This is a genomic window from Proteus myxofaciens ATCC 19692, assembly GCF_001654855.1.
In the GTDB taxonomy this organism is placed as follows: Bacteria; Pseudomonadota; Gammaproteobacteria; order Enterobacterales; family Enterobacteriaceae; genus Proteus; species Proteus myxofaciens.
Genome location: NZ_LXEN01000154.1, coordinates 19,792 through 42,677 on the forward strand (window position 1 = coordinate 19,792; position 22,886 = coordinate 42,677).

Below are 22,886 nucleotides of genomic sequence, written 5' to 3' on the forward strand. Positions count from 1 at the left end.
TTGCACTGAATATTTCTCGAACGACCATTTTGAAGCATAGTATAAATGGAAACTATTTCCAAAATATTTTTGTCGAATAAAAAAAGCGGATCATTTTTTGTGATCCGCTTTAAATAAACTAATACTAAATAGCTACTTATTTAAGGTTTTGGAATTGCAGTTCCCCATTCATCCCAATCTTTAGGCTCTTTACTATTTAAAATAAAGTTTTGCTCTTGTTCCGCTTTGGCTTGCAATGGTGTGGATGGCGGTGTTGCAAAGGTAATACCTCCACGAATAAATTGCTTGAAGGTACCACTACGGATAACGCCACCAGTTAGGCCAAATGAGAAGTTATAGCCAGAAGAGAGCCAGAACTCGCTATTATTACGTACAAGATACTTATATTTATTACTAATTCTTATATGAATAAGTACTCTATCAGACATATTACCAAGCTCTAAACTGGTCACTGCACCCACTTCGAGACCTCGATAATAAATAGGTGTACCTATTTGTACTGAGCCTGCTTCTGTTGCATTTAAAATAAGATTTAGCCCATCGAGATAGCGAGAGTCCGTAATATTTGCGGTCTGTAATTCAAATTGACGATAAACAGCCCCATGACCAGGCTCTGCTTTTATATAAGGTTGAATTAACGAGTCTAAATTGTCTAAACCAGAGGCCGTTAATTCAGGTGTTACTACTGCAAAGCGACTGCCTGAGCGTGCAAAATTTTTCACGTATTCAGGATATAGTACTGCGGATACGCTAACCGCTTTTCTATCAGGAGTGAGTGCTAGAGATTCAACTTGCCCAATATCGATACCTAAATAACGGATTGGCATACCTTCTGAAAGTTTACTTGCATCATAAGTTTTCAAAGTGATTTGTGCGCCAATTGCTCTTGCACTAGTTTCTGAAGGATAAAGCTTATATCGAGAGGCATTGTTATTAATATTCTCGAAATTATCAAAGCTAATAGCGCCTTTTAATGCTCGGTTGAGTGGTGTTGCTTCAACAGTAACTCCTGAGCCGTTGACGGAAACTTTTGCAGCGCCTTCAGTCCAAAAAACGCTTTTTTCTGTTACCAGATGACGATAAGGTTTAGAAATATAGACATCAATATCAAATTCATCAATTAAAGGGCGTACATCCGTTATTTCACCAACCTGGAATTTGTTATAAAGAACAACAGAGCCTTTTTGAATACCAGGAAGGCTTGATGCTTTCAAAGTGAGTGTAACAGGGAGCTCATTTCCTTCAATACTTGCTTTTGCATAAAAATCATTACGATATAGACGATATTGCTCTTTGGCTTTTCCTTTGTTTCCTTGAATTAGATGAATTCCACCTTCTAACCATTCTTGAGGCGTTGCGCCTTGTATATCAATGCCATTTAGTCCCATATTGACGTTAATTCGGCTATTGGCAACGAACTTACTATTTTCGTAGATGTAATCTTTATATTCAGGTGAAATAATTGCATCAAAAATAACGCCATCATCACTAATATTTCTCTGAATAATTTGCCCAATAGTAATTCCCCTAAAGAGAATAGGTTGACCGGCATCCACTCCCCAGCTTTCTTCGCTAGTTAGAGAAAGAATGAGTCCGTCATCGCCATACAGTGCTTTTCCTGCCTCAATTGATGTTGCTGATTGCAATACAAATTGCTGATCTTTTTGTGCAATTGGACTATTTTCAGGTGAGTCAAAAGCAATTGCGCCATTAATTAAAGCAGAAACGCTTTCCATTTTAATAGACATACCACTTTTTAAGTTAAAACTACCTTGAAAACCTGATACGTTCCAAAAGTGGCTATCTTGACGAATGAGGTGTGTATATTGTTTATCGATACTTAACTCAATAAAAATACCTTGGTTATCAGGGCGAATAGTATAGCTATATACTTTTCCTACAGGTACTTTACGATAGTAAACTTGAGAATCGATATTTAAAGAACCCAAATTTTCAGCTGTTAATGTCACTAATTGCTGGTTTTTATCAATGTTAGCTTGAGGGCGAACCTCTTGTGCGACAAAGTTAGTTTCTTTTGCGCCATCGCCAGGAAGCATACTGATATAATTACCTCCCACTAGTGCATCTAAACCTGAAACACCTGATAAACTCGCTTTTGGCGTTACTAGCCAAAATTGAGTATTTTTTCTCAGTGCTGTAGCAACATTTTTACGTACGTTTGCAGTGACAATGACACGCCGTAAATCATTGCTTAATGTCACATCATTAACTAAGCCAACATCAACACCTTGATAGCGAATAGGCGTACGGCCTGAAACAATGCCTGATGCAGACTGAAAATCAATAGTTATTTCAACGCCTTTATCTTGCCAATGTTGAAAAACTAACCAGCTGGCAATAAAGATAGCAATAACAGGCAGTAGCCAAAATGCAGAAATTCTACGCTTGCGTCGTATTTCTGCTTGTGCTTCCTGAACGTCGTTTTCTTCTTGTTGCATAAATATCCCATAGTAAACGACTATCCAGCCATTCTACGGCAAGGATAGTAAGAATAACTGCTGAACCAAAGTAAAAAGCAGCAGGCCCCATAGTAAAGGCCATTAGTTGGTCTCTGTTAATGAGTGTCATCATCAGGCCAATAACAAACAGATCAAGCATTGACCATCGACCTATCCACGAAACAAAACGATATAATTTCATACGTAGCAATGGATGAATTCGTAAGTTAAATTGAATGCTGATTAATAAGAAAAGCATAATAATAACTTTGAAGAAGGGAACAAAGATACTGGCAATAAAAACAATAATAGCGATTGGCGTATTACCAGATTCTATCAGGGAAATAACACCTGAAAAAATGGTATCTTCATGTCTCTGACCATTTAAATAAAAAATGGAAATAGGTAATAGGTTTGCAGGAAGAAGTAAAAGCATCGAAGCAATAAGTGCGGCCCATGTTTTTTGTAAACTCATTGGTTGTCGTACGCTGTAACCAGAATAGCAGCGAGGGCAAGACGTATGCATAGATGGTGCTTTTTTAAAGTGATAATGACAAGCATGACAGGTTGCAGGGCTAGTAACAGATTCATTTTGCGGATAAAAGCGCTGCCAAAGCGAATCCATATTAATGTGAATCAGCATAAGAAGGCTTAAGACCATTAATGAAACAAAAGCGATTAAGCCATTGCCTATATAAACTGTTGCGTAATCACCTAGCTTAATGGCTGCAACGCCAAGCCCAATAACATAAACATCAAGCATTACCCATTCTTTCAATTTCCCTAGCATCAAAAGAACAGGGCGTAAATTAAAACGTAATCGTGCGCCAAGATGAAGATATAAAATGGCGATAGGTAGGCTAAGTGGTGCCGCTATAGCACAAAAGGCAACCATTGTTGCAGTAAGAGGTGAGCCTTGTTCTGACATTAATCGAACACCATCAATAACATTCGCTGTTATCATAGTACCTAATAAATGGATTTTAATAAGTGGTTGAGTAAATGCGATGGAAGCTAATATCAGCATAGTGATTGATAAGATTAATAATCGTGTTAATGACCAATCTCTAGAAGAAGCGAGTTTTGCTTGGCACTGTGGGCAATAGGCATCCTCTGCGCGTTTTAACAAGAGAGGGAGTGTAACTAAACAGTCACATTCTGGACAATGTATGGCTCTTTTTACTGTTGCCTTTACTTTACTCATTAATTGCCTATGCTGTTTTCTTAAGACTTATCGATTGATTAAATTAAAAAAAAGTATCTATACTCAAGCATTAATACGTTATCATTTTTATCATCTTAGTGCTTTTATTTTGTGAAGCGAGATAGTCTATTTTTTACTTATACTAGAAACAATTCGCATTTTTTTGTCTGTGTATTGAAAACTGTATATTCAACCACAAGATAAAATAGGCTAAATTACAAGTATGTTATCTATTTTAGTTAGACGAATAGGGTTTTATGATGCCAAAAACACTTTTTTATCAGGAACTCACTGATAATTTGTCAGCATTGTTGTCTGGTGAAAATGATCTCATCGCATCACTTGCTAATACCAGCGCGCTTCTTTTCGAGAAGCTAGAATCGATAAATTGGGTGGGATTCTATCTTAATGATGGCGACTCACTCGTTCTTGGTCCCTTTCAAGGTAAAATAGCTTGTGTAAGGATTGGTTTAGGAAAAGGAGTTTGTGGAACAGCATTCTCAGAGAACAAAATTTTAAGAGTAGATGATGTTCATCAATTCAGTGGACACATTGCATGTGATAGCGCAAGTCAGTCTGAAATTGTGCTGCCTTTAGAGGTGAATGGACAAATAATCGGCGTTCTCGATATTGATAGCCCTATTTTTACACGTTTTGATAAAAAAGATGAAAATGGGCTGAAAGCGTTGTGTGACGTGCTCTGTGAGCATTTAAAAACTTGTCATACAGCAAAATATTGCGAATTTTATGTAAGTTAACAGGCGTTTGCCATAGAAATTGTTGGCAACACTATTATAATGTCGCTTGTTCATGCCTGCGCTGGTTGGCAAAACCGTTGTAATCAGGAAATTTCATGGAAAATCAACCTAAGTTGAACAGTAGTAAAGAAATCATCGCTTTTTTAGCGGAACGTTTCCCTAAGTGTTTTATCGCTGAGGGCGAAGCTCGACCTTTGAAAGTCGGCATTTTTCAAGATCTTGTTGAACATCTTAAAGATGAAACTCAACTGAGTAAGACACAGTTACGTTCTGCCTTACGCTTGTATACCTCAAGTTGGCGCTACCTTTATGGAGTTAAAGAAGGAGCAAAACGTGTCGATTTGGAAGGTAATGACTGCGGCGAGCTGGAAGTTGAGCATATTGAACATGCTCGTACACAATTAGCTGAAGCTAAAGCACGTGTTCAAGCTCAACGAGCTGAACAACGCGCTAAAAAGCGTGAGGCTGAAGGTGATAAGGAGACCAGTAAACGTCCGGCAGCGAAAAAGCCAAATTCTCGTCGTCAGCCACCAAAAGATGGTGAAAAACGACAAGCTCGCCCTCAAAAGCAAGCTACTCAAGCAAATCGCAAAGCACCGCGCCAAAATACCGAAAAATTAATTCCAGTGAAAGATACATCAGTATTAACTGTTGGCCAATCACTGAAAGTTAATGTCGGTAGTAGCGTGATGGATGCGACCGTGCTAGAGATAGCAAAAGAGGGTGTACGTGTACAATTGCCTAATGGTTTGGCAATGAGTGTACGCACGGAACATTTAAAGTTCTGATACGGAGGCCAACCAGAGCATGAACAAACTTTTAAATGTGGCTTTTGCTATCGGATTAACGTTAACAGGTACTTCCGTTGTGATGGCTGAAAAAACAGTCACACCTGCTGTCGTAACCATTGATCAGTTACCCAAGTTAAAGCAAGAACCACAACACTCTACCGTTAGTGAACGAGTAACTGCTCGTTTTGAGCGTTCTCATTACCGTCAATTTTCACTTGATGCGGATTTTTCACAGAAGATTTTCAATCGTTATCTAAATTTATTAGATTATAGCCATAATGTATTCTTAGCTTCAGATATTGCCCAGTTTGATAAAGAAAAAAGTAAAATTGGTGAATATTTGAAGAAAGGTAACTTAGAGCCTTTATACAATATCTTTAATCTTGCGCAAAAAAGGCGTTTTGAGCGCTTTCAATATGCATTAAACCGCTTAAATCAGCCTATAGACCTTACTGGGCAAGATAAATATCAAATTGATAGAACCAAAGCGCCTTGGCCTACTACTCAGGCTGAATTAGATAAGCTTTGGGACGAAAAAGTAAAATACGATTGGTTAACACTAAAACTGTCTGATAAAACAGATAGTGAGATTAAAGAAACATTAACCAAGCGCTATAAAGCTGCTTTACGTCGCTTAACACAAAGCCAAAGTGAAGATGTATTTCAAATCATCATGACGGCATTTGCACGCGAAATTGACCCACATACAAGTTATTTATCGCCAAGAAATACAGAAGCCTTTGATTCAGAAATGAGCCTTTCATTAGAAGGTATCGGTGCTGTATTACAAATGGATGATGACTATCCCATGATTAACTCTATGGTAACAGGTGGTCCTGCTGCTAAAAGTAAAGAGCTTAAAGTGGGTGACAAAATTATGGCTGTTGGTCAGCAAAACAAACCAATGGTTGATGTTGTTGGTTGGCGCTTAGATGATATCGTCGCTTTAATCAAAGGGCCTAAAGGAAGTAAGGTTAAGCTAGAAGTTCTTTCTGATGAAAAAGGTGCGAAACCTAAAACAATCACCATAGTGAGAGAACAGATTCGCTTAGAAGATAGAGCTGTTAAACTAACTGAGAAAGACGTTAATGGTGATAAAATTGCTGTTTTAGATATTCCAAGCTTTTATGTTGGTTTAACTAATGACGTAAAAACGCAATTACAGAAAGTGGCTAAAGATAATGTCTCAGCATTAGTTATTGATCTACGTGGCAATGGTGGTGGTGCATTAACAGAAGCTATCTCATTATCCGGATTATTTATTCCAAGTGGTCCTGTGGTACAAGTACGTGATAATAACGGGCGAGTACGCCAAGATTACGATCGCGATGATGTTGTCTACTATAAAGGACCTGTTGTTGTCATTGTGAATCGTTTTAGTGCTTCTGCTTCTGAGATTTTTGCTGCTGCTATGCAAGATTATGGAAGAGCTCTAATTGTGGGTGAGCCTACCTTTGGTAAAGGAACGGTGCAACAATATCGCCCATTAACACGTGTTTACGATCAAATGCTAAGTCCTGAATGGCCTGGATTAGGCTCTGTACAATATACTATTCAGAAATTCTATCGAATTAATGGTGGGAGTACACAGCTAAAAGGTGTGACACCAGATTTATTATTACCAAGCTTTGATAGCTCAGAAATGGGTGAAAGCTTTGAAGATAATGCATTACCTTGGGATAGTATTTCACCTGCAAATTATCAGCTATCTGAATATGCCGATAAATTAAAAGAGGCATTAAAACCTTTGACTGAGCAACATGCAAAACGTATTGAAAACGACAGAGAGTTTTCATATATCTTTGATGATATTAAGCGTTATGATGAAGCGAAGGCAAAAGGTGAGGATAAATTCGTGATTCTTAACTTTGCAGAAAGAGAAAAAGAAAATAAAGAGCTGGAGACTATAAAACTCAATCGTATTAATGAGCGATTAAAGTTAGAAGGTAAACCACTCTTGAAATCTCTTGATGATTTACCTAAGGATTACGAAGGTCCTGATCCTTATTTAGATGAAACTGCAAAAATTGCAGATGATCTCTCAAAGAGAGTACAACCCAAGAAGTTATTAAACTAAAAAATAAATCAAAAAAACCGGCTGAAAAGTCGGTTTTTTTTGGTTAAATGTAAAGTTTTATCCATTTTAAGGTTAATTAAGTTAAAAGGCTTGAAAATATCATAAAAAGCCTTATTTATAAGATTGTTTTGCAATGTGTTATTTCGATAAATAGGAACTGTATCAATATGATGAGAATTGCCTTATTCCTTCTTACAAACCTAGCCGTTATGTTTGTTTTTGGGATAATCTTATCTCTAACAGGAATTCAAGGCCGCAGTGTTCAAGGTTTAATGATCATGGCGGGCTTATTCGGCTTTGGTGGTGCATTTGTATCATTATTAATGTCGAAATGGATGGCTTTACGTTCAGTCGGCGGACAAGTTATTGAAAACCCAACTTCAGAAGTTGAACGTTGGTTACTTGATACAGTAAGACGTCAGTCTGAACAAGTGGGCATTAAAATGCCTCAAGTTGCAATTTATGATGCTCCTGATATCAATGCGTTTGCAACAGGTGCACGACGCGACGCATCTTTAGTGGCGGTAAGTACCGGCTTATTAGCGAGCATGAGTCGCGATGAAGCAGAAGCGGTTATTGCTCATGAAATTAGCCACGTTGCTAATGGAGACATGATTACCATGACGTTATTACAAGGTGTAGTTAATACCTTTGTAATATTTATCTCGCGTATTATTGCTCAATTTGTTGCTAACTTTATTTCAAATGATGAAGAAAGTGAAAGCAGTAATGGTAATCCATGGGTATATATGGGTGTTTCTATGGTACTAGAAATTGTCTTTGGTATTCTTGCCAGCATCATTACGATGTGGTTCTCACGTTATCGTGAATTCCATGCAGATGCAGGATCAGCAAAACTTGTTGGTCGTGAGAAGATGATTGCGGCACTACAACGCTTAAAGACCAGTTATGAACCACAAGAAGAAAGCAGCATGATGGCTTTCTGTATTAATGGTCGTAATAAGTCATTCAGCGAATTATTTTTATCACACCCACCATTAGATAAGCGCATTGAAGCATTACGCAGTGGTGAGTATCTAAAGTAGTTTGGATGATAAGAAATAACAATTTAAATAGAGCGCTAGATATTTTATATATCTGGCGCTTTTTTATGAGAAAAATGCTAAAGAATAAAAGCCTTTTATATTAATTATATGTTTTATAATTTTGTTCATTACCTCATTACCTCATTACCTCATTACCTCATTACCTCATTACCTTACATACTGTAATCGACTAGATTAAATAACAGGCTTCTTTATTGCTCTTTTCTATGTGTACTAATAGGCTTGAACTGATTCTCATCGTGATTATTAAGCTACTTATTTATTTTTATTAATGATGTGTGAAGATATTAGATACAAAAAAAGCCAGTTCGAAAATTGAACTGGCTTCTTTATATAAAGATAATGCAAAGAAGAAATTATTTGATAGTTAACTCAGCTTCTTCTTCTTGGTTAAAAATATCTTTATCTGTTTCTTTCATTAACTGGCTTGTGATTGTTCCTGCTGTCATTGAACCACTAACGTTTAAGGCAGTTCGTCCCATATCAATTAATGGCTCTACAGAGATTAAAAGAGCAACTAATGTAACTGGTAAGCCCATTGCCGGTAATACGATTAGGGCCGCGAAAGTAGCACCACCACCAACACCAGCAACACCGGCTGAACTAATAGTAACAATACCTACTAACGTTGCAATCCATAATGGATCAAATGGATTAATACCTACAGTAGGTGCAACCATAACTGCGAGCATTGCAGGATAAATACCGGCACAACCATTTTGGCCAATAGTTGCACCAAAGGAAGATGAAAAACTTGCTATAGATTCAGGAACACCAATACGACGAGTTTGTGTCTCGATATTCATTGGAATACTTGCTGCACTTGAACGGCTTGTGAATGCGAAGGCAAGTAGTGGACCTGCTTTTTTAAAGAATTTAATTGGACTAAGACCTGTAAAGGTGACTAATAAACCATGAACTAGGAACATTAGACCGATAGCAACATAAGAGGCAACAACAAAGCTACCGAGTTGGATAATGTCGTGCATATTAGAACTCGCAACAACTTTAGTCATGAGCGCCATAACACCGTAAGGCGTTAACGCCATCACGATACGTACTAATTTCATTATCCATGCTTGTAAACAATCAATTGCAGCTAATACTTTTTCACCACGAGGTTTATCATCTTTTAGTAGCTTCAATGCAGCCATACCTAAGAAAACGGCAAAGATAACAACACTTATAATAGATGTAGAGCTGGCTCCTGTTAAATCAGCAAATGGATTTTTAGGCACAAATGAAAGTATTAACTGTGGAACAGTTAAATCAGAAACCTTACCAATATAATTTTGTTGAATAGCGACTAAACGCTGTGCTTCTTGCTCCCCTTGAACAAGACCTTCTGCGGTTAAACCAAAGAGGTTGGCAATAACGATACCAATCAATGCAGAAATAGCAGTAGTAAAAAGTAATGTACCAATGGTTAATCCACTGATTTTACCTAAAGAGGAAGCTTGGTGTAAGCGCGAAACAGCGCTTAAAATTGATGCGAAGACTAAAGGCATAATAACCATCTGTAACAGCTGTACATAGCCATTACCAACGATATTAAACCAAAGAATAGATTCTTTAATAATAGGATCGTGTGAGTCATAGAATGCGTGTAGCGCTAATCCAAAAGCTACCCCGAATACTAAACCAACAATAACTTTCTTTGACAGGCTCCACTGACGTTGGCTTAATTTTGCCAAGATGAGCAATAGCACCACAAAGACGAGTACGTTAATAATTAACGGAAAATTCATCTTAACTCTCCAACGAGATCTTTATTTATGTAATTTCAGCGATTGTATGCGGTATGAGTTCTTAAGTTATAAGAAAGGGAATAACAGCAACAATTCGCTATATAGTAACAGTATTGTTAATAACTTTTTATAATTAATTATTATTTTATATAGCTGTTTGGTTATAAAAACAAGAGTGATACATCTAAAAGAGAATATTAGTACTAAATATATGAGTCATAACATAGTTAGATAGGCAAGTATAAACGACTAAGTTTAGACACGTTTATCGTGATACATCTGTAACCAGTTATTAATTTGTGCTGGAAGTGAAATGGCAAGGTGAGGGGGGATAAATAATGCACCAATAAGAATAAGAACAGAAATAAAACGTTCTCCTTTTTTATTATTTTTTTTATTTAAAATAGGAAGTGTAAAACGTGCTTTTAAAGGCCATAAAAGAGGTACTCCAGAAGGAGTCAGTATATCTGCAATAAGATGGCTTAAATAGCCTAACAATAAAGCATGAAAAATATCAGCAGAGATATCCCAACGAGGTGTAATTTGTGTTTCCCATAAAATAGCTAGGCCACAAAATGCTAATAAGCTATGTGTGAAGCCCCGATGACCACAAAGTTTAGATAAAGGTAGCGAAATAATACGAAATAATCGCCCAAGAATGGAGCCTGGATGATCTAAATCGGGTAAAAGTGAGCCTAATAAGACAGCCGGTATCATGTGAAACCAATCACCCTGAGCAAGAACGGGAGTAATATTTAATTTCTGTGCCAATACCAATGTGGCAACTGAAAAAAGTAAATGTCCTTCTGCTGTCATTCCATTTCTGATTCTGATTATTTGCTGTTCATTTATACAGTGATTTAGTATAAAGGTTTTTTTGTTAACTTACAGCCATAAAAGAAAGAAATTGTCTTAAATATTAATGGATAACAGGAAGATTTTATTTTGTTGAGTTAAAAATGAACGTATTTAAGATAAGTAACTGAAAAAAGAAAGCAGATATACAGTTATTGAATAAAAAAGAAGGGGATATTGGTAATTTTTTTAGTCAACATCCCCATAATCAATAAAGGTTATCCTAATAAATCTTCGCGAGTTAACTCATTTAATGAAGATAATTTAACATCGGCTAATCCCCATTGCTTATCATTGTATTGCTCAGCAGATGGCACAACGATAGAGCGCATTCTTGCTGCTTTACAAGCAATCATGCCATTTCTTGAATCTTCTAATGAAACACAAAAAACAGGATCGACATTTAAGGCTTGAGATGCAAGAAGATACACTTCTGGATGTGGTTTACTATGAGGTAATTGATCAGCAGAAATAAGTGCAGAGAAATAGTGGCGAATATTAAATAACTCAAGCACTCGTTCTAGCATAAATAAAGGTGATGCTGAAGCTAACGCCATTTTTAATCCCATGGATTGGCAAAGAGAAAGTGCATGTTCAACGCCAGGGAGTAGTGGTTTTGTTTCTTCAATAAGACCAACAACACGTGCAACCATTCGTTGTTTGGCTTCTTCTTTTGAAACACCTTGCCATGGCGATGCGGTATACCACATATCAATAACTTCGTTAATTCTTAGGCCAACCATATCTGGCATACTTGATGCGAGAGATAAATCAACACCTAATTCAGCAAAGATCTCATGTTCAGCTTGCTTCCAAAACGGCTCAGAGTCGATTAATAAACCATCCATATCAAAAATAGCAGCTTCAATTGGGAACTTAAAAGGCATGTTACTCTCCGTAAATAAGGTCTATATTCTTGATATATGATTGTATCAAGAGTCAGCAGGAAAATCTTTTAATCAGTTTCTTATTTATTTTTTAAAATAAATAAGGACAATAGCGACACTTAATTTATTACGGTATTAGCCACTAATTAGGCTACGATAAAGAGATAGATATTGAAGAATTCGACTAGTGAGGATGTGATGAATTATCAACATGCGGGACTTTATGCCATAGCAAAGCGAATTTTGGGATGGCTGATTTTTATTCCTGCCTTTATTTCTACGGCTATTTCATTAATAAAACTAGCGATACTACCTCGTCCAAGCGGTGAAGGCATTCACGCTGTTATTAATGATTTTTTTCGCGTTTTAGCAGAGATGGTGCAATTTAATACTTCATTTCTTAATTTCTTCTGGCGTAATTCTCCTACCCCTAATACACAAATGGGATTTAGCCAAGAAAATATTCTCTTTTTTGTTATCTTCTTTTTAATGTTTGTAGGTTTAGCCTTTAGCGCATCAGGGCTAAGAATGTATCGACAAGCAAAATACTTAAAAGAAAATGTGCAAGACCAGTTAATTATAGAAAGAGCGATGAAAAGCGGTGTAACAAAGGAAGAGCTACAACAGAATATTCAATTACCACGGCACACTATTTTTACACAGATTATGGTGCTATATCTTTCACCCATTATCGTGATTGCTATTGGTTATTTTCTATTACAATTCTTAGGCTGGTAGAACTAGTATTTCATTTAATGAAAGGCATATTAAATAAAAAAACCTCGCGCCATTTGGTTAATGTTAGCGAGGTCGTTTTTTACAATTCTATTGAGATATAAAGGATTGATTATTAATCTGACGCTAATAATTCATCAATAATTTTTCTTGCTGCCAGATAATTTTTTTCATCGCCAAATAAATTACAACGGTTGAGAAAATAATAAAGCTGATAAAGAGGTTGGCGAGCTAAAAATTTGTCTGCTAAAGGCCAAATATTCTGATAACCATCAAAAATTGTCGTTGGAACTGATGAATATAACGGCAACATAGCGATATCACATTCTCTATCACCCCAATAACATGCGGGATCAAAAACGGCACCTTCAGATTGACCGATAGCAGCACAATTTTTTGGCCATAAATTGCCATGTAATAGAGAAGGCTGTGGATTATGGCCAGCAAGACGTTGCTTAACAATACTCACAATTTCATTGATATCGCCAAAAACCATCCCTTTTTCTGAAGCAAGCTGTAATTGAATACCAATACGTTTTTCAGCGTAGAATTGATCCCAGTGTTTTTCCCAACGATTTGATTGTGGCGTAGTATCTATTTGTGTATCAAAGTCAAAACCATAGCTAGGCTGCTCTTCCCATTGATGTAATTTTGCGAGCTGTTGACCAAAACAATAGGCATTATGAGGAGTGAAAGACTGAATAGGTAAAAATTCAAGAAGTAAAAAACTGGCATCTTTGCTTTTACCAATACCCAATATACGAGGTGTCTTAATTGTTTGGCTTTTTGCTAATATTTCTAACTGTTCTGCTTCATTTTTAAAATTAGGCAGAAATTCACGTAAATTGGATTTTACGAAGATGGGAGTATCACCATAATGAATTTTCCACGTATGATGGATATCACCATTAGAAAGGTGGAGCTTATCTGTTATTTTTGCTGAAAATCCTAAGTTAGAATCCAGTAAACGACCTATATTCTGCCACATAGATTACACCTCGCAAAGTTGTTTACTTAGTAGTCCCAAATAGTAACGAGCGATGTTTATACTATGACAATAACACTTTAATTAAATCAATAAAATATAAAGCTAAAAAACGGGATGATTATCCCGTTTTTATTAGAATTGCTAATACTATTCAATATTAAGCATCAGCAGGATGAGTTTGTCTTTTTATTTTTGCTAATTTAACTTGATTACATAATAGCGCAATAATAAAGAATACGGCTTGTGTTAGTACAATACAAGGTCCTGTGGCGCCATCGATATGGAAGCTAATTAATGTACCAATAACACTAGAGAGAACAGAAAAGAAAATCGCTAATGAAATCATACGAGGGAAGCTACGCGTTAACAAATAAGCTGTGATACCCGGTGAAATTAGCATAGCAACAACTAATATAATTCCCACTGCTTGCATTGATGCCACAATGGTTAATGCTAAAATAGACAGTAAACCATAGTGTAATAACGTCACAGGCAAACCGACAATTCTAGCTTGGTTAGGATCAAAACAATAAAGCATAAAATCTTTTTGTTTTGCCAACATGATACTGATTGTAATCAGGCAGATAATACCAATTTGGATTAAAACCTCAGGTGTTATACCAAGAATATTACCAAATAAGATATGCATTAAGTGTTGGTCTGTATCGACGCTAGCAAAAATTACTAAACCTATTGCGAACATACCTGAGAATACAATTCCCATGACAGTATCTTCTTTAATACGGCTGTGTTCTTTTAAATAACCGGTTGCCACAGAGCATAACAGGCCAGAAAGAAAGGCTCCTATTGTTAATGGGATAGCAGTAACATATGCCAAAACCACACCCGGTAAAACGGCATGAGAAATAGCATCTCCCATTAGTGACCAGCCTTTCAATACCATATAGCAAGACAAAATAGCGCATGCGATACCAATAATTATCGCAGCAATAATTGCCCGTTGCATGAAAGGGTATTGAAAAGGTTCAATGAAGAAATCGATGAATTCACTCATAGTTGCACCTCTTCTTTCTTAGCAACATCGCTTGATGAATTAGATTGCGCCATCAATTCTTGTGATGTTCGATGTGCACGACGACGAGCGGCTAACATGCCATGCTTAGGCGCAAATAAGAAGGCGAGTAAGAAAAGGAGCGTTTGCATGGTGACAATAACACCACCTGTAGCACCATCGAAGAAATAGCTGAGATAAGCGCCTACACCACTGGTTACTGTACCGATACATATAGCGATAATAGCAAGGCGCTTAAATTGATCTGTGAGTAAATACGCTGTTGCTCCTGGTGTGACTACCATGGCAATAACAAGAATAGCGCCCACAGTTTGTAATGCGGCTACAGTACAGGCACTTAATAATGTAAAAAAGATAATTTTTAATTTTAGTGGCGATAAACCAATGGAACGAGCGTGAATTTCGTCGAAAAAAACCACCAATAAATCTTTCCAAATACAAAAGAGCACTAAGAAAGATATTCCTGTGATAATAACAACTTGCCACACGTCTTCATCAGCAATACCGAGAATATTACCAAGAATAATGGTCTGAACATTGACAGATGTTGGATTTAGCGATACTAGCAACAGACCAAATGCAAAAAAGGTTGAGAAGATAAAACCAATAACAGCATCTTCACGTAGACGCGTGATATGACGAATAAAGGTCATTGAAAGTGCAGCAAGTAAGCCTGTGAAAAAGGCACCAACGGCATAAGGTAACCCTAAAATATAAGCACCGGCAACACCAGGAACGACAGAGTGAGAGAGCGCATCTCCCATTAAAGACCAACCTTTAAGAATAAGATAGGAGGAAAGAAAAGCACAGACAGCACCTACTAAGGCACTTACCCATATGGCTTTTACCATATAATTATATTCAAAAGGTTGAAGGAGGACATCTAGCATGGCTAATCTCCTTGTTTACGTTGGCTTTGATGTGCTGGAGTATGTTTCTCTTTATGACCATAGAAAACAGCGGCTCTTTCATCATCGGTAATAACAGTCAGAGAACGAGGATCATCATCATCATGGAGATCAGGACCAGATAGACTGATATGACGCAATACACCGCCAAAAGCGTGTTCTAAGTTCTTTTGCGTGAAGGTTGTTTCAGTTGGACCACTGTCTAATACAGTACGGTTAATAAGAATAACGTGATCGCAAAATTCAGGTACACTACCTAAGTTATGTGTGGAAACTAAAACAAGGTGGCCTTCTTCACGTAGATTGCGTAGAAGCTCAATAATGGCATTTTCTGTTTTAACATCGACACCCGTAAACGGCTCATCAAGTAACAAAACAGTGCCTTCTTGTGCCATTGCGCGAGCAAGGAAAACACGTTTTTTTTGACCGCCTGAAAGCTCGCCTATTTGACGATGACCTAATCCTGATAAACCAACACGCTCTAATGAGGCTTCAACAACATCATGGTCCTCTTTTGAGGGAATACGAAAAAAACCCATTTTTCCGTAACGTCCCATCATTACAACATCAGAAACGAGAACGGGAAAGTTCCAATCGACTTCTTCAGTTTGAGGCACATAAGCAATCATATTTTGCTTTAAGGCTTGCTGAATAGGACTATCGTTTAATGTCACTTTACCTTTTGAGGGCTTTACTAACCCCATAATGGTTTTAAATAACGTTGATTTACCACTACCATTAATTCCCACTAGGGCACAAATTGTGCCACCAGTGATAGAAAAACTTGCGTCATAAATTGCCGTATGGCCGTTATTATAGGTGACTGTTGCATTATCAACAGTCAGTGTTGGATTCGCTTTCTTATTACTCATTGTCCAAATCCTTTAGCAATTGTATCAACAGTGGTGTTGAGTAGATCAATATAAGTTGGTACTTCACCGCCTTCAGCTGATAAAGAGTCGACGTAAAGTACACCACCATATTTTGCACCCGTTTCTTTGCTCACTTGTTTTGCTGGCTTATCTGAAATTGTACTCTCACTAAATACAACGGGAATGTTATTTTTTCTAACTGTATCAATAACATATTTAACTTGTTGAGGCGTGCCTTGCTCTTCTGCGTTAATTGGCCATAAGTAAACTTCTTTAAAGTCATAGTCATTAGTTAAATAACTAAAAGCACCTTCACTAGTGACTAACCAACGCTCTTCTTGTGGAATACGAGACAATCTTTCACGTAAAGGTGCATCTAGTTGTTTGATTTGGTCTGCATAACGTGCAGCATTTTGATTATAGATGTCTGCATTTTCAGGATCATGTTCAACTAACGCTTTACGAATATTTTCAATATAGATGAGTGCGTTATTAGGTGACATCCACGCATGTGGATTGGGATTATTTTTGTATGCACCTTCACGAATTGGCATCGGTGTTATACCTTCTGTCACAACAACAGCGGGTACATTACGTAATTCATTGAAGAAACGCTCAAACCAACGTTCAAGATTCAAGCCATTCCATAAAATAAGATCCGCTTTTTGTGCTTTAACGATATCTTTTGGAGTAGGTTGATAATCATGAATTTCAGCGCCAGGTTTAGTAATTGACTCAACAACTGCGGCATCACCGGCGACATTTTGTGCAATATCTTGAATAATAGTGAAAGTTGTGACAACTTTAAGCTTTTCTTTTGCTTGCGCAGGGGTAATAAAAAAGACGGAAGCCATAAGACAGACGGCAGTAAGTGAAATTTTATTTACAGAACGAATTATATCCATATTATTATTACCTTATAGTTGTAGAGAGTTTTAATTGATAATGATTATCAATATCATTTCAAAAAAGTCAAGCTATCTCTGCCGTAAAAGCTTTAATTGATAACACCATGTATTTCAACAAATGTTAAGTAGATTATCGCGCTTTATCATAAAAATTAACAATAGAGTGTAACTATTTGTGTAAAAGGTTACTTAAATATTCATCATTCCATATCAATAAGTTACTTTCATCTGCTCACAAAAGCTCACTATTGGGCCACAATTCAGCACTTTTTCTTCTTCATAAAGTCTGGTAGATAGACTTCTTATCTCATGAAATGTAGGTTTATTTTCACTTTCTGGCGATGCTGGCAAAAACGGTTGCGTAAAGAGGTTTACTTACGTCAAAGAGGGTGTCTTCATTTTTATCAATACTATCCAGAACCTCTCTTAATAACCAGACAATTGCATTCAGTTTTAAGTCTAGAGGTATCGCTATCTTTGCGCCTGTTTTTATTTATGTAACATATAGACGATCATTTCTTATATCTTCATATTTTATATTTGTGATACCGCTTATCTTCAGTGCCGTTAACAGAGATAACAAGAAGAACAGATGATACTTCTTCCTAATGTTATTCAGTGTATATTTAAAATCCTCTAGTGATAAACCAGATCTTTGTACAGTTATTTTTTGTGACCGTGTAACGGATATAAAATCGGTTGTTAGAACTCCTTCAACTATTGCTGATGATTTATTTAAACCAACGCTTAATTCTCGTGATAAATTTCAGGAGTTATATTAATAAATTTTCCATACCTGGCATTAATTATAAATCTTTTTAATGTTTTCTGTTTCTTTAATACATTGAAAACTGATGTTTTTCTTTTTTTATAAATATGTTTAGCTGCTGTTGATTTTTGCAAAATAAAGATTATGAGCTATCATATAAGATAATCTAATGATTTTTTTCAATTCACAATAAGAAGTATTTATGACAGCTAAAGTTTATGGAGAACCATATTACGACTTTCCAGTTAAAGATGGTCAAGAAATTACGGCTAAAGAGCTAAAAGCTGCTTATGATGATGGTCATCAATTTATTAGAATTAAGTTAACGGATGGACATTTTTCACCAAAAATTACTTTATTTCCTAGTGATGAGTTATCTGAAGTGAATGGTGGATTGGTTTATGTTGATAATGCTTCATCTAAAAGTACACTTTTTGTTGTTTACGGGGATAATGATAGCCCTATAAAGATGACCCCCGGTGAAATTCGTAGTGCATACGGAACCAGCAAGTCAGGTTGGAAGGTCTATATTCACTAATATTCCTCTTTATTTCATAGGCAATGAATAATTTGGATCGTTATGTGATTAGGGACACCAGATATCCATCGACCAAAATATAATCTGATGTCTCTTTCTATTCTAATTTCCCGAATCGAGGGAATCATTTTTTGACATTTTTCCGTACAGTAACCAGTCAGTTATCTCGCCAGCAAACCATCACAGAAAACGCCAATCGAATATTCAGGATTATCAATAATGATTGGGTCAATACAGCTATTCTTAGTGATACTCTTATTGAGCAATTCAAATATATATCAGGATGGGGAGCTAAGATGAAAGGAAAAGAAGTTTAATTAATATCCCCTCCTAAGAGTATAGGAAGGGAGGAAGTTCATATTATTTTTTTGCAATCAAATAACCTATTAAAAATCCAACTCCAGCAGAAATTGTAGCAGCTGTCAGCGGATTTTTTTTAATATGCTTATGTGCAGTGTGTGCACAATCTTGCACTGCATCTAGAGTATCGGAAGCTGCTTGCTTCCCTTGTCCATAAGCTTCTTTTGCTTTACCTTTCACTTCGTGTTCTGCATTACCTGTAACTTCACCGTATTTATTTTGAACTTTGCCTGTAACTTGCTCGGTTTTGCTTTCAGCTTTATCAAATAATCCCATGATATACCTCATTTAATTTGTTAAATACATTCAGGAGACTTATTCCTACTTTTGCATTTATTACGATGTTATTTATTTTTCAAAAGTTATTCTTTTTGAAAAAATATTTAATTATATAAAAATAGCCTTACGGTGATGTTGATAACGAAAAGCCTGAATAAAGAACATCATATAATTAATTAGTATCAGAACAATAAATGACCTATCTTAAAAAGTAAGTAAAGAAGAGGGTTATGTCAAGTTTTGACTTTTATTAATAATAATTAAAATGAAGTATACCGGATATTGTCTCTGTCACGGGTATAGCTATGATCCATTATCTCACTAGAAGGTGCATAGCGAGAATCAAAAATAATAAATGCATTATCCATCGGCAATTTCAGTAATTCCTTGAATACCTGACTTGTGACAGGATGTATGAGGGCAGGATAGTTGCTGAAATCGTTGAACGTGAGTTAGGTAAGTTAGTCAACAAACAAAAAATCAAATAGACCCTAGTGGCTTTTTTATAGGGTGGGATAGGTCAGAAAAATATCACATAATAACAACTAAGAAAGACGGCACTACCTACGAAGGTATGATGACCACTAAAGAGCCTCGTGTGACTAACGCATAGTGAATATATTTTATATGCAACTACCTATGTAAAAGGTTATCAGCTTTTCTTTGTTAACACTCATTACGCTAATACTTAATATATCTATTGTTTTGGTTTATAAGATTATGGATATCTATCAACGTTAAACACGCAAGCCGACTGTTGATTTTATGTCTATGTTTTGTCATATTTCGGTTGTAGCATTATATATGATGGTAATAGTTATAAAGTAATAGTATTACTTTATAATATGTACATATTTAATATAAATAGATTTTTATATAACTATTTATGAAGAGGATAAAGCGTGAAGATAAAAGTTCTATTGTCACTTGGCCTTTTGGTACTTGCAGGTTGCGCAGATAAACACCATCAATCACATCGAAATGAATCACCAAGATTTTTAAGTGATAATGCTATTAATAATCGGGTTGATAATGCATCTATATCAACAGCTAAATGGCAAGCAACACCGTTTGATTCTCATATACAACAGGCTTCAGCACGCTATAACGTAGATGAAACATTAATTAAAGCCATTATACAGGTTGAATCTAATTTTAGGCCTGAGGTAATTAGTAAATCGAATGCAGTTGGGTTAATGCAAATTAAAGCATCAACAGCGGGACGAGATATTTATCAATATAGAGGTCGTTCAGGTCAGCCAACAACAGCACAATTAAAAGATCCCGCAACGAATATAGATTTAGGGACGGCTTATATTCAACTATTAAGAGAGAGGCACCTTTCAGGTATTATGGATCCTGAAACGCTATATTATGCCACTATTCTGGCTTACGTAAATGGTGCGGGTGCGTTATTAAGAACGTTTGATAATAATAGAGATAGTGCAATTGCAAAAATAAATGCGATGAGCGCAGATGATTTTTATCGTTATGTCGAAAAAAATCATCCAGCAACTCAAGCACCACGTTACTTAGCGAAAGTTAGGGCAGTTTATCATTCAAATGATCATTTGTTTGGCAAACTAGCGTCAGATTGAACTTGTGCTAATAATTCAGGTAAATGTGCAATTATTTCTAACACACCATTTATCATAAACTGAATACCCATACAAATTAATAAAAATCCCATAACACGGGCAATCGCATCAATACCACTATGGCCAAGGTATTTCATAATGCTAGTTGAACCGCGTAACGATATCCAAAGAATAAGGCTAGTAATTAAAAAGACAGCGACAGGTGCAACATTTAATACCCATGGTGCAAAATCAGAACGAGACGGAATAGATGCCGCTGTACTGATAATCATGGCAATAGTACCTGGGCCTGCTGTACTTGGCATTGCTAAAGGAACAAAAGCAATATTAGGTGTTTGTGTGTTTTTATGCGGATTATCTTCGTCAGATACTGTATCGTCTACATTTGGCGTGTTAGGAAACAGCATGCTAAAGCCAATAAAGGCAACAATCATTCCACCTGCGATACGAAGACCAGGAATTGAAATACCAAACGTTGTCATAATGGCGCGACCAGCATAAAACGCGATGGTCATTATAATAAAAACGTAAACACAGGCCATTAATGACTGCTGGTTACGTTGTTCTTTTGTCATATTCCCAGAAAGACCTAGCCAAAGAGCAACCGTCGTCAATGGATTAGCTAACGGGAGTAATAAAACAAGACCAAGACCGATAACCTGAAATAGCTGGTAAACAGAATGCATATAATTTTAAGGCTCCAATTAACAAGTATTTAAGAATAGAGATCATACCAAATTAAATATGATAAAGGTGGTTACAATATTATTTATTAATATTTTATCATTAACCATTCTAAATGTGCTTTAACAGCAGGCCAGTCATAATCAGTAATACTATATATACAAGTATCTCTTTTTTGACCATTTTTTGCTAATCTATGATTACGTAAAATACCATCAAGTTTTGCACCAAGTCGTTCAATTGCTTTACGACTTATTTGATTCAATATATGTGTACGAAATTCAACAGCAATACAATTTAACTCTTCAAATGCGTATTTTAATAAAAGATATTTAACTTCCGTATTTATTCCAGTTCGTTGTACTTCTTTTGCATACCAGGTTGATCCTATTTCTAATCGGGGTATTTGATTATCAATATTCATATATGTTGTTATGCCAATAACATTCCCTGTTAACTTGCAAAGAATAACGAAAGGTATCATTGTCCCTTTCTCTTGTAATAAAAGTTTATGTTCAATATCTTGCTCTAATTCAGATGCTGAAGGTACGGTGGTATACCATAGTTCATCTGGTCTATCTTTTTTTATAAGCTCGAACAATTCTGAGTAGTATTTCATGCTTAGCGGAGCTAAACGAACTTGATAGCCTTCTAGCATTACCCAATGAGTGATTTTTTTCATAGGTTAATCTCTGTTATGAGCCATTTGTTGTATCATTTATTGTATATAAATATTGTGTTTTACAACCTTTTTATACATAACAACGCTACGCATTACTATTTAATATCAGCTTTAGAAATAAAGTAAATTAAGAGTGTGCAGAAAAAATAAAATTAGCAATAAATGTTCAATGCTTTTCTCTCGATAGAAGATGATTATCTAACGACAGGTCATTATTACCATGACATGCTAATCTACAAAAATAGATAGGGTGTCTAAAGATAAAAGATGAAAATAAGTAGGTGGTAACAATGTCAGAGATAATTGAATGGAATGATTTTGAGCGTATAGAAATGCGAGTAGGTACAATAATTAGCGCAGAAATCAATAAAAAAGCGAATAAACCTGCGTATGTTATGGAAGTTGATTTAGGTGACTTAGGAATAAAACGTTCAAGTGCACAAATTACCGTTAATTACACTCTAGATGATCTCATTGGTCGACGTATATTATGTGTGTGCAACTTTCCCGTTAAACGTATTGCCGGCATAAAGTCAGAAGTATTAATTACAGGCGTACCTGATGAAAATGGAGATATTGTGTTAGCGGAATTTAATTTGCCTGTGCCAAATGGCGCTCGCTTAGCTTAGCACAATACAATCATTTAAAATCTGCTCTTATATAGTGATAAGTTATTAAGTTTTGCT

Annotated in this window: 22 protein-coding genes; 9 read left to right on the forward strand and 13 right to left on the reverse strand. The window is 36.1% G+C overall.

The annotated features are described in order from the left end of the window. Nucleotides 1–140: 140 nt before the first annotated feature. Nucleotides 141–2,459 (reverse strand): PqiB family protein, encoded by a 2,319-nt coding sequence (locus M983_RS15410; protein ID WP_066752956.1) that lies wholly within the window; start codon nucleotides 2,457–2,459, stop codon nucleotides 141–143. Further along, nucleotides 2,401–3,663, reverse strand: a complete 1,263-nt coding sequence (gene yebS, locus M983_RS15415) for a membrane integrity lipid transport subunit YebS (RefSeq protein ID WP_066752960.1) — start codon at nucleotides 3,661–3,663, stop codon at nucleotides 2,401–2,403. The genes M983_RS15410 and yebS overlap by 59 nt, the downstream gene beginning before the upstream one ends. Before the next feature lie 260 nt (nucleotides 3,664–3,923). Here yebS and M983_RS15420 point away from each other — a divergent pair, with 260 nt between their 5' ends. From M983_RS15420 to htpX, 4 genes are all read left to right on the forward strand, one after another. Then, entirely contained in the window at nucleotides 3,924–4,421 is a 498-nt protein-coding gene (locus M983_RS15420; protein ID WP_066752963.1) for a GAF domain-containing protein, read from the forward strand. A 95-nt stretch (nucleotides 4,422–4,516) separates the two neighbouring features. Further along, a complete protein-coding gene (proQ, locus tag M983_RS15425; RefSeq protein ID WP_066752966.1) occupies nucleotides 4,517–5,209 on the forward strand; it encodes an RNA chaperone ProQ in 693 nt (230 codons plus the stop codon). 19 nt (nucleotides 5,210–5,228) lie between these two features. Then, nucleotides 5,229–7,289: a carboxy terminal-processing peptidase gene (gene prc, locus M983_RS15430; RefSeq protein WP_066752969.1), complete on the forward strand. Its 2,061-nt coding sequence runs from the start codon at nucleotides 5,229–5,231 to the stop codon at nucleotides 7,287–7,289. Between the two features lie 167 nt (nucleotides 7,290–7,456). Continuing rightward, complete coding sequence (htpX, locus tag M983_RS15435; protein ID WP_066752972.1) at nucleotides 7,457–8,335, forward strand: protease HtpX; 879 nt, start codon at nucleotides 7,457–7,459, stop codon at nucleotides 8,333–8,335. Between the two features lie 377 nt (nucleotides 8,336–8,712). On the opposite strand, the gene M983_RS15440 is transcribed toward htpX, so the two are convergent. The 3 genes from M983_RS15440 to hxpB all read right to left on the reverse strand — a co-directional run bounded on the left by M983_RS15440 (nucleotide 8,713) and on the right by hxpB (nucleotide 11,846). Next, on the reverse strand, nucleotides 8,713–10,104 hold the full coding sequence (locus M983_RS15440; protein WP_066752976.1) for an L-cystine transporter: 1,392 nt from the start codon (nucleotides 10,102–10,104) through the stop codon (nucleotides 8,713–8,715). 255 nt (nucleotides 10,105–10,359) lie between these two features. Next, complete coding sequence (locus tag M983_RS15445; protein WP_066752979.1) at nucleotides 10,360–10,920, reverse strand: metal-dependent hydrolase; 561 nt, start codon at nucleotides 10,918–10,920, stop codon at nucleotides 10,360–10,362. 257 nt (nucleotides 10,921–11,177) lie between these two features. Further along, the gene (hxpB, locus tag M983_RS15450; protein WP_066752982.1) at nucleotides 11,178–11,846 is read right to left on the reverse strand and encodes a hexitol phosphatase HxpB; all 669 of its coding nucleotides are present in this window, start codon (nucleotides 11,844–11,846) and stop codon (nucleotides 11,178–11,180) included. A 198-nt stretch (nucleotides 11,847–12,044) separates the two neighbouring features. On the opposite strand from hxpB, the gene M983_RS15455 reads away from it, so the two are divergent. Then, nucleotides 12,045–12,584 (forward strand): YniB family protein, encoded by a 540-nt coding sequence (locus tag M983_RS15455; protein WP_066752985.1) that lies wholly within the window; start codon nucleotides 12,045–12,047, stop codon nucleotides 12,582–12,584. Between the two features lie 112 nt (nucleotides 12,585–12,696). On the opposite strand, the gene M983_RS15460 is transcribed toward M983_RS15455, so the two are convergent. From M983_RS15460 to M983_RS15480, 5 genes are all read right to left on the reverse strand, one after another. Beyond that, nucleotides 12,697–13,569: a fructosamine kinase family protein gene (locus M983_RS15460; RefSeq protein ID WP_066752988.1), complete on the reverse strand. Its 873-nt coding sequence runs from the start codon at nucleotides 13,567–13,569 to the stop codon at nucleotides 12,697–12,699. Nucleotides 13,570–13,726: 157 nt separating this feature from the next. Continuing rightward, entirely contained in the window at nucleotides 13,727–14,584 is an 858-nt protein-coding gene (locus M983_RS15465; protein WP_066752991.1) for a metal ABC transporter permease, read from the reverse strand. Further along, nucleotides 14,581–15,492, reverse strand: coding sequence for a metal ABC transporter permease (locus M983_RS15470; protein ID WP_066752999.1), 912 nt, complete (start codon nucleotides 15,490–15,492; stop codon nucleotides 14,581–14,583). Before M983_RS15470 ends, M983_RS15465 begins: the two co-directional genes overlap by 4 nt. Nucleotides 15,493–15,494: 2 nt before the next feature. Further along, on the reverse strand, nucleotides 15,495–16,382 hold the full coding sequence (locus M983_RS15475; protein WP_066753001.1) for a manganese/iron ABC transporter ATP-binding protein: 888 nt from the start codon (nucleotides 16,380–16,382) through the stop codon (nucleotides 15,495–15,497). Then, nucleotides 16,379–17,287: a metal ABC transporter substrate-binding protein gene (locus M983_RS15480; RefSeq protein ID WP_066753005.1), complete on the reverse strand. Its 909-nt coding sequence runs from the start codon at nucleotides 17,285–17,287 to the stop codon at nucleotides 16,379–16,381. Before M983_RS15480 ends, M983_RS15475 begins: the two co-directional genes overlap by 4 nt. A gap of 974 nt (nucleotides 17,288–18,261) precedes the next feature. On the opposite strand from M983_RS15480, the gene M983_RS15485 reads away from it, so the two are divergent. Together M983_RS15485 and M983_RS15490 are read left to right on the forward strand one after the other, a co-directional pair. Beyond that, on the forward strand, nucleotides 18,262–18,597 hold the full coding sequence (locus tag M983_RS15485) for a PDZ domain-containing protein (RefSeq protein ID WP_066753006.1): 336 nt from the start codon (nucleotides 18,262–18,264) through the stop codon (nucleotides 18,595–18,597). A gap of 131 nt (nucleotides 18,598–18,728) precedes the next feature. After that, a complete protein-coding gene (locus M983_RS15490; protein ID WP_066753008.1) occupies nucleotides 18,729–18,914 on the forward strand; it encodes a hypothetical protein in 186 nt (61 codons plus the stop codon). Between the two features lie 43 nt (nucleotides 18,915–18,957). On the opposite strand, the gene M983_RS15495 is transcribed toward M983_RS15490, so the two are convergent. Continuing rightward, a complete protein-coding gene (locus tag M983_RS15495) occupies nucleotides 18,958–19,233 on the reverse strand; it encodes an ElaB/YgaM/YqjD family protein (RefSeq protein WP_066753012.1) in 276 nt (91 codons plus the stop codon). 905 nt (nucleotides 19,234–20,138) lie between these two features. Between M983_RS15495 and M983_RS15500 the strand changes: the two genes are divergently transcribed. Next, nucleotides 20,139–20,834, forward strand: coding sequence for a transglycosylase SLT domain-containing protein (locus M983_RS15500; RefSeq protein WP_066753015.1), 696 nt, complete (start codon nucleotides 20,139–20,141; stop codon nucleotides 20,832–20,834). On the opposite strand, the gene M983_RS15505 is transcribed toward M983_RS15500, so the two are convergent. Together M983_RS15505 and M983_RS15510 are read right to left on the reverse strand one after the other, a co-directional pair. After that, entirely contained in the window at nucleotides 20,804–21,520 is a 717-nt protein-coding gene (locus tag M983_RS15505) for a MarC family NAAT transporter (RefSeq protein WP_066753018.1), read from the reverse strand. The two genes, M983_RS15500 and M983_RS15505, sit on opposite strands and share 31 nt — an antisense overlap. A gap of 86 nt (nucleotides 21,521–21,606) precedes the next feature. Then, nucleotides 21,607–22,200 (reverse strand): GNAT family N-acetyltransferase, encoded by a 594-nt coding sequence (locus tag M983_RS15510; RefSeq protein WP_066753021.1) that lies wholly within the window; start codon nucleotides 22,198–22,200, stop codon nucleotides 21,607–21,609. Between the two features lie 290 nt (nucleotides 22,201–22,490). Here M983_RS15510 and M983_RS15515 point away from each other — a divergent pair, with 290 nt between their 5' ends. Beyond that, entirely contained in the window at nucleotides 22,491–22,829 is a 339-nt protein-coding gene (locus tag M983_RS15515; protein ID WP_066753024.1) for a tRNA-binding protein, read from the forward strand. Nucleotides 22,830–22,886 lie beyond the last annotated feature (57 nt).